The organism is Pseudonocardia sp. McavD-2-B (genome assembly GCF_024124365.1).
GTDB lineage: Bacteria > Actinomycetota > Actinomycetes > Mycobacteriales > Pseudonocardiaceae > Pseudonocardia > Pseudonocardia alni.
In genome coordinates, this window is sequence record NZ_JAMXSG010000039.1 from 21110 (window position 1) to 27448 (window position 6339).

The following is a 6339-nucleotide window of genomic DNA, read 5'->3' on the forward strand; positions in this document are numbered from 1 at the left end:
CGGTGGTCACCCGGACGGATCAGCCCGGCTGGGCCCCGCGGAAGTCCTCCGGCGACACGGAGTCGAGGAACTCGCGGAACTTCTCGACCTCGTCCTCCTGCTCGTCGGGGATGACCAGACCCGCCTCGGCGAGGACGCTCTCGTCGGCGTGCACCGGGACACCGGTCCGCAGCGCCAGCGCGATCGAGTCGCTCGGCCGCGCGGACACCGTGACGCCGCCGTCGAAGATCAGCTCGGCGTAGAAGGTGCCCTCCTGCAGGTCGGTCACCCGCACCTGCTCGAGCCGCCGCCCGAGTGCCCCGATCACGTCCTTGAGCAGGTCGTGGGTCAGCGGCCGCGCGGGCTTGACCCCCTGCTGCTCCAGGGCGATCGCCGTCGCCTCCACCGATCCGATCCAGATCGGGAGGTATCGGTCGCCGTTCGTCTCCCGCAGCAGCAGGATCGGCTGGTTCGCCGGAAGTTCGACCCGGACGCCCACGACGCGCATCTCGCTCATCAGCCCGCCTCCCCGGCCCTGTCGGGCCTGTCGGGCCACCCGGGTGGACACGCCACCCCGGCCGCCCTGATCGCCTTGCTCGCCCTGACCCGTGCGGCGGACCCGACGGGCTCCGTGTCGTTGCCACCGCACTGCCACCGACACCTGATGACGCTACACGGCGGTCCGCCCCGACGCGCGCCTCCGGACGGGGAGTGACGGGGTCCGTTCGACGATCGTCACACGCCCGTCGCGCACGGCGTGTCGGCTCGACACCCGCCGGTCCCCGTCCACGCAGAAGGCCCGTCGCACCAGGGGGTACGGGAGCACCCCTGGTGCGACGGGCCGGTCGTCCGCGGGGGTCCGTGAACGGCACCGACGGCGCCGCCGCACGGACCCGGGATCAGCCCTGGGCGCCCGTCTCACGGGGCCCGGTCAGGAAGACCAGGCGGAACTTGCCGATCTGCACCTCGTCGCCGTTGGCGAGCACCGCCGTGTCGACCGGCTCGCGGTTGACGTAGGTGCCGTTGAGGCTGCCGACGTCGACCACGACGAACTCACCGGCGTCGCGGCGGAACTCCGCGTGCCGCCGGGAGACGGTGACGTCGTCGAGGAAGATGTCGCTGTCGGGGTGCCGGCCGGCGCTGGTGGTCGGCACGTCCAGCAGGAAGCGCGAGCCGGCGTTCGGACCGCGCCGGACGACGAGCAGCGCCGACCCGGCGGGCAGCCCGTCGACACCCGAGACGGCGGGCTCGGCGGCCGGCTGCTCGACGTCGGCGAGGAAGTCCGCCCGGAAGACCGACGTGGTCTCCGGTGCGCGCTCCGGTGGCACGTCGCGCGGGTCGTTCGTGGTCACCTCGGGGACTCCTCCTCGCGGATGCGGTACCCGGACGGTGTCCGGGCGGTCAGGGCGGTGCGGGGCCGGTGTCCCGGTCCCTTCCGGACGGCACGTCCAGGGGATGTGAACCTACCGGTCGGAGCGGCCGGGGCGATACGGAGGGCGGCGCGCCGTGCCGCGTGGTGCGGCGGGCGGACCGGCTCAGGCGCCGTCGGCCAGCTGGCGGTAGGCCTCGGCGTCGAGCAGGCCGTCGAGCGAGGCCCCCTCGGCCAGGCGGATCTCGACGATCCACCCGTCGCCGTAGGGCGCGGAGTTCACCAGCTCCGGGCCCGCGTCCAGCCCGTCGTTCACGGCGACGACCTCGCCGCCGACCGGGGCGTAGATGTCCGACACGGACTTGGTCGACTCGACCTCGCCCATGGCGTCGCCCGCGGCGAGGGTGTCACCGACGGCCGGCAGCTGCACGAAGACGACGTCACCGAGCTGCGACTGGGCGTGGTCGGTGATGCCGACCCGGACCACCCCGTCCCCGCTGCGGCGCACCCACTCGTGGGCCTCGGTGTAGGACAGGTCCGACGGAATCTCCGAGCTCACACCGGGGAGCCTATCCCCCGGCGCCGCCGTGATCGAACCGGGTCGACGGGGCCGGGGCGCCCGGCGCCGGGCGCCGCAGCGCCAGCCGGAACTGGGCCAGGTACAGCAGCCCCGACCACAGGTAGAGGGCCACGCCCCAGATGGCGAAGGCGTTCGCGACGACGCCGACCACGGCCTCGGCGGGTGAGGGGCCGTCACCGAGCAGGAGCAGCGGGAAGGCGTAGAGCAGGACGAAGGTGGCGGCCTTGCCGAGGTAGACGACCTCGAAGGGGCCGTAGCCGCGGTGGCGCAGCACGAACACGCAGACGGCGAGGACGACGTCGCGGGCCACCAGGGCGACCACCGCCCACCACGGGACGATGTCGCGCGCGGCCAGCCCGACCAGCGCGGCCAGGATGTACAGGCGGTCCACGGCCGGGTCGAGCATGGCGCCGAACCGGCTGAACTGGTCGAGGACGCGGGCGAGCTTGCCGTCGAGCCAGTCGGTGAACCCGCCGATCGCCAGCACCGCGACGGCCCAGCCGTCGGCCTCCGGGCCGAGCATCAGCCACAGGAACAGCGGCACCCCGGCCAGGCGCAGCATGCTGAGCGCGTTCGGGACGGTCCAGAGCCGGTCGTCGTCGGTGGGCGGGCCGACGGTGTCGTGCACCGAGTCCCGGACGGTGTCGCGCACCGTGTCCCGGACGGTGTCGCGGGCCTCGCGGACCGAGTCGGCGGCCTCGCGGGCGCTGCGGCGCACCGCTGCCGCCCGTCCGGTGTCGCTCTCCCCGCCCACATCGGGCACCCTAGTCGTCGGGTCGGGGTGTGCGGGCCGCCCCGTCGGGGTGAGGATGGGGACATGACCGATACCAACATCTCCCTGCGCGACATCCAGGCCCCGCTCAAGCAGCAGTACCGCGACGACCCGGAGTCGGCGGTCATCACCCTGAAGGCGGACGGGGAGCTCGGCTCCGGTGTGGCGTGCAAGGTCTCGACCGGCCAGGCGATGGCCGAGGCGGGCCTGCACCCGGCCACCGGCGGCGACGGCACCCAGCTGTGCTCGGGCGACATGCTGCTGGAGGCGCTGGTGGCCTGTGCCGGGGTGACCCTGCGCGCGGTGGCCACCGCACTGGAGCTCGAGGTGCTCGGCGCCGTGCGCGCCGAGGGCGACCTCGACTTCCGCGGCACCCTCGGCGTCGCGAAGGACGCCCCGGTCGGTTTCCGGGAGATCCGCCTGTCCTTCGACGTCGACGTCCGCGACGGCGGCGCGCCCGCCGCCGAGGACAAGGTCGCGACCCTGGTGAAGCTGACCGAGCGGTACTGCGTCGTCCTGCAGACGGTCCAGGGCAGCGCGACCACCTCGGTCGCGGTCAACCCGGCCGCCTGACCCGCCCGTGGCGCGCCGGACGGTGACCACCCGGACACCGGGTGCCACCGCCGTCCGGCGTGCACCGGGCAGCGCCGAACGGCCGTACGTCCTGGTCGGACCGGGTCCGCCGACCCTGGTCGCCCGCCGGTGGCGATCCGCTCGTCGCGTGTCACCGTCGGTTCGGCGCCCCACACACTCCGAGGTCTCCGGTCCCCGCCGAGGGCCTCCGTACGGTTGATCCGTCCAGGAGTTCGTGACGGGGTGTGCCCGGCGCCGCGACGTGCGGCGGCGGGGCGCACGCGGCAGGTGAGACGTGATCAAACTGGCGGACGCGCTGACGTCCGGCGATCACGTGTGCGCGGTCCCGGACAGTACGGAGCACCTCGGCGAGCTCGCCGCCGCCTACGTCGCGCACGGTCTCGACCGGGGCGAGCGCATCCTCTACTTCGACGACGACGGCGCCGCCGACGTCCTGCTCCGCCGCCTCGTCGAGGACGGCGTCGAGGTCGACGACCCGCTGCGCCACGGCCAGCTGGAGATCCTGCCCGCCGAACGGACCCGGCGCACCTTCCGCACCCCGCTGTCCGAGGTGCACGCCGGGATGTCCGGCGAGGTCGCCCGCTCCCGCGAGCTCGGCTGGAACGGCACCCGGATGACCGGCCAGATGCACTCGGTGCTCGAGGCGGGCGCCGCGGGCACCCTGCCCGAGTACGACGGCCTGCTGGCCCGGCTGATCCGCGAGAGCGCGGGCGGGCTGACCGCGCTGTGCACCTACGACACCGAGCACTTCCCGGCCGAGCAGATCGACATCATGCGGGCGCTGCACCGCGACCACGTCCCCTGCTCCACCGCCTACGACGACGGCCTGCTCCGGATCGTGCGCCTCGGTACCGGCCACGCCCGGCTGGCCGGCGAGGTCGACCACAGCAACCGCTCGAAGATCACCTCGCTGCTGCACTCGGCCCTGGATGCCGCGCTGCGCTCCGCGGACGCCTCCACCGACATCGGCCTGGACCTGGCCTCGGTGCGGTTCGTCGATGTCGCCACCGCGGTCGCGCTGGTGCACGCCGCCGAGAGCTTCCCGGCCACCCACCGCCTGGTGCTGCACCGGGTCCGGCCGCGGGTGCTGCGCGTGCTCGAACGCTGCGGCGCGGCCTTCTCCCCCCAGCTCGTGTTCGACGACCACCCTCCGGCCCCCGAGGTCGTGTACCCGGGAGGACAGCTCCGGTGAAGGTCAACGCCGCACCCCGCCCGCCCGGCTTCCGGCACGCCCTCGTGCACGCCGACGACCCGGTGGAGCTGCTCGCCGCCGTCGCGCCGGCCGCCCGGGCCGCGGCGCGGGACACCGGCGCCCGGGTCGCAGTGGACCTGCCCGCACCGCTGGAGCAGGCACTGCACGACGAGCTCGGCGACGAGGTCGAGCTCGGCAGGCTCACCTCGCTGACCAGCTCGGCCCGGGAGTCCGGACAGACCGTCGCCGCCTGGCGGGCCCGGGAGCTGCGGGCGCTGACCTCCTCGGGCCGCCCGGTGTTCGTGGTGAGCGCGCACGACCCGGACCTCGACGGCGTCGACGGCGGGTTCTGGGTCGAGCTGGAGGCCGCGCTCAACATCTCCCTCGCGGGGCTACCGGTCCTGCAGGTGTGCGCCTACCCCCGGCTACCGCTGCACGGCGCGGTCGGCGAGTCGGCGGTGGTGAACCACCCGCTGGGGCTGCGCGTCTCCGGGCTCACCGAGAACCCGCGGCACCGCCCGCCCGCCGAGGTGCTCGCGGCCCTGCCGATCGCGCCGCCGCACCTGCTCGGACCGCCGGACGTCACGTTGTCCTACAACACCTTCGAGCTGTCCCGGGTGCGCGACGCCGTCGAGGAGGCCGCCCGGGTGTGCCGGTTCGACACCGCACGCGGCGAAGACATGGTGCAGGCGGTCAACGAGGTCGCCACCAACGCGGTCGAGCACGGCTCCCCGGAGGCGGGGCTGTCGGTGTGGGCGCGCGACGGGGAGCTGGTCTGCGAGGTGCAGGACAGCGGGGCGATCGCGCTGCCGCTGATCGGGCTGGCGCCGCCGCACCCGTCGCAGGCACGGGGGCGCGGGACCTGGATCGCCCGGCAGCTCTGCGACAGCCTGCACGTCTGGCGGGCCCCGGACGGGACCCACGTCCGGCTGCTCTCCCGGGCCTGACGCAGATCCCACCATCCGGCCGTACCCGGATCTCACACCGTGGGCACTGCTGGGCTATCCTCGTCCCACGACACCACACGGAGACGCCGCCCGCCGTCCGTGTCGGTGCGGTTCCGTCGTGCCTGCTCCGCGATCCGAGGCCCTCCCGCCCGGCGCGCCCCGGCTCCGTACGGAGCCGATCGCGGGCCGCACGTCACGACCGATCCGGGGAAACGGCCATGTCCGACGATCACTGTCGATCCAGTGAGCAGAGCACTCCCACCTCCACCCCGCACGTGCGGGTGCTGGGCTCGTTCGGGCTGCGCGCGGGCGACCGCGCCGTCCCGCTGCCGGTCGACTCCCGTCGCCTGGTCGCCTATCTCGCCGTCCACCGGCGGCCGCAGCCGACCGCGGCGCTCGCCGCGACGCTGTGGCCCGGAGTCGGTCCCGTCCCCGCGGCCCGGCTGCTCGACGAGGCCGTCGCCGGCGTCGACGTACCGGGCCTGCTCGACGCCGACCACCTCGGCCGGCTGCAGCTCGGCGACGACGTGGTCGTCGATCTCACCGAGGCCATGCTCCTGATCCGCGGGCTGTCCGCGCCCAGCATGCTGCGCACCGTGCGTGAGATCGGCGCGCCGGAGACCGCGCTGCTGGAGGCCGACATCCTCCCGTCGTGGACCGCGGCGTGGATCGCCGTGGAGCGCGAACGGTTCCGCCAGCTGCGCCTGTCCGCCCTGGAGGGACTGGCCGGCACGCTCACCGCCGCCGACCGGCACGACGACGCCGTCGTCGTCGCGCGCCGGGCCGTCGCCACCGCGCCGAGCCGCGAGCGGTCGCGCCGCGCCCTGGTCGAGGCCCTGCTCGCCGGCGGGCACGTCGCCGACGCGCTCGCCGAGTACGAGGAGTTCCAGCGGCTGCTGCGCAACA

The 6339-nt window shown here is 74.6% G+C and carries 8 protein-coding genes; 4 read left to right on the top strand and 4 right to left on the bottom strand.

The window, feature by feature from the left end; all coding sequences use genetic code 11:
- Positions 1-19: 19 nt before the first annotated feature.
- From NH602_RS08375 to NH602_RS08390, 4 genes are all read right to left on the bottom strand, one after another.
- The gene (locus NH602_RS08375; RefSeq protein ID WP_010224693.1) at positions 20-496 is read right to left on the bottom strand and encodes a bifunctional nuclease family protein; all 477 of its coding nucleotides are present in this window, start codon (positions 494-496) and stop codon (positions 20-22) included.
- Between the two features lie 382 nt (positions 497-878).
- Positions 879-1331, bottom strand: coding sequence for a glycogen accumulation regulator GarA (gene garA, locus NH602_RS08380; RefSeq protein WP_073574899.1), 453 nt, complete (start codon positions 1329-1331; stop codon positions 879-881).
- Between the two features lie 183 nt (positions 1332-1514).
- Positions 1515-1907: a glycine cleavage system protein GcvH gene (gene gcvH / locus NH602_RS08385; protein ID WP_073574900.1), complete on the bottom strand. Its 393-nt coding sequence runs from the start codon at positions 1905-1907 to the stop codon at positions 1515-1517.
- Between the two features lie 10 nt (positions 1908-1917).
- Positions 1918-2556 (bottom strand): CDP-alcohol phosphatidyltransferase family protein, encoded by a 639-nt coding sequence (locus tag NH602_RS08390; protein ID WP_073575336.1) that lies wholly within the window; start codon positions 2554-2556, stop codon positions 1918-1920.
- 189 nt (positions 2557-2745) lie between these two features.
- Here NH602_RS08390 and NH602_RS08395 point away from each other — a divergent pair, with 189 nt between their 5' ends.
- The 4 genes from NH602_RS08395 to NH602_RS08410 all read left to right on the top strand — a co-directional run.
- A complete protein-coding gene (locus NH602_RS08395; RefSeq protein WP_073574901.1) occupies positions 2746-3273 on the top strand; it encodes an OsmC family protein in 528 nt (175 codons plus the stop codon).
- A 295-nt stretch (positions 3274-3568) separates the two neighbouring features.
- On the top strand, positions 3569-4486 hold the full coding sequence (locus NH602_RS08400; protein WP_073574902.1) for an MEDS domain-containing protein: 918 nt from the start codon (positions 3569-3571) through the stop codon (positions 4484-4486).
- Positions 4483-5433, top strand: a complete 951-nt coding sequence (locus NH602_RS31845; RefSeq protein WP_253067489.1) for an ATP-binding protein — start codon at positions 4483-4485, stop codon at positions 5431-5433. Before NH602_RS08400 ends, NH602_RS31845 begins: the two co-directional genes overlap by 4 nt.
- A gap of 218 nt (positions 5434-5651) precedes the next feature.
- Positions 5652-6339, top strand: a 688-nt coding sequence (locus tag NH602_RS08410; RefSeq protein ID WP_253067490.1) for a BTAD domain-containing putative transcriptional regulator, incomplete at its 3' end; no start/stop codon positions are given.

What these genes read in the sequence shown, in the direction of transcription:
- NH602_RS08375 (WP_010224693.1), bottom strand. Translation starts at nt 496, where the DNA reads ATGAGCGAGATGCGCGTCGTGGGCGTCCGGGTCGAACTTCCGGCGAAC.
- NH602_RS08395 (WP_073574901.1), top strand. Translation starts at nt 2,746, where the DNA reads ATGACCGATACCAACATCTCCCTGCGCGACATCCAGGCCCCGCTCAAG.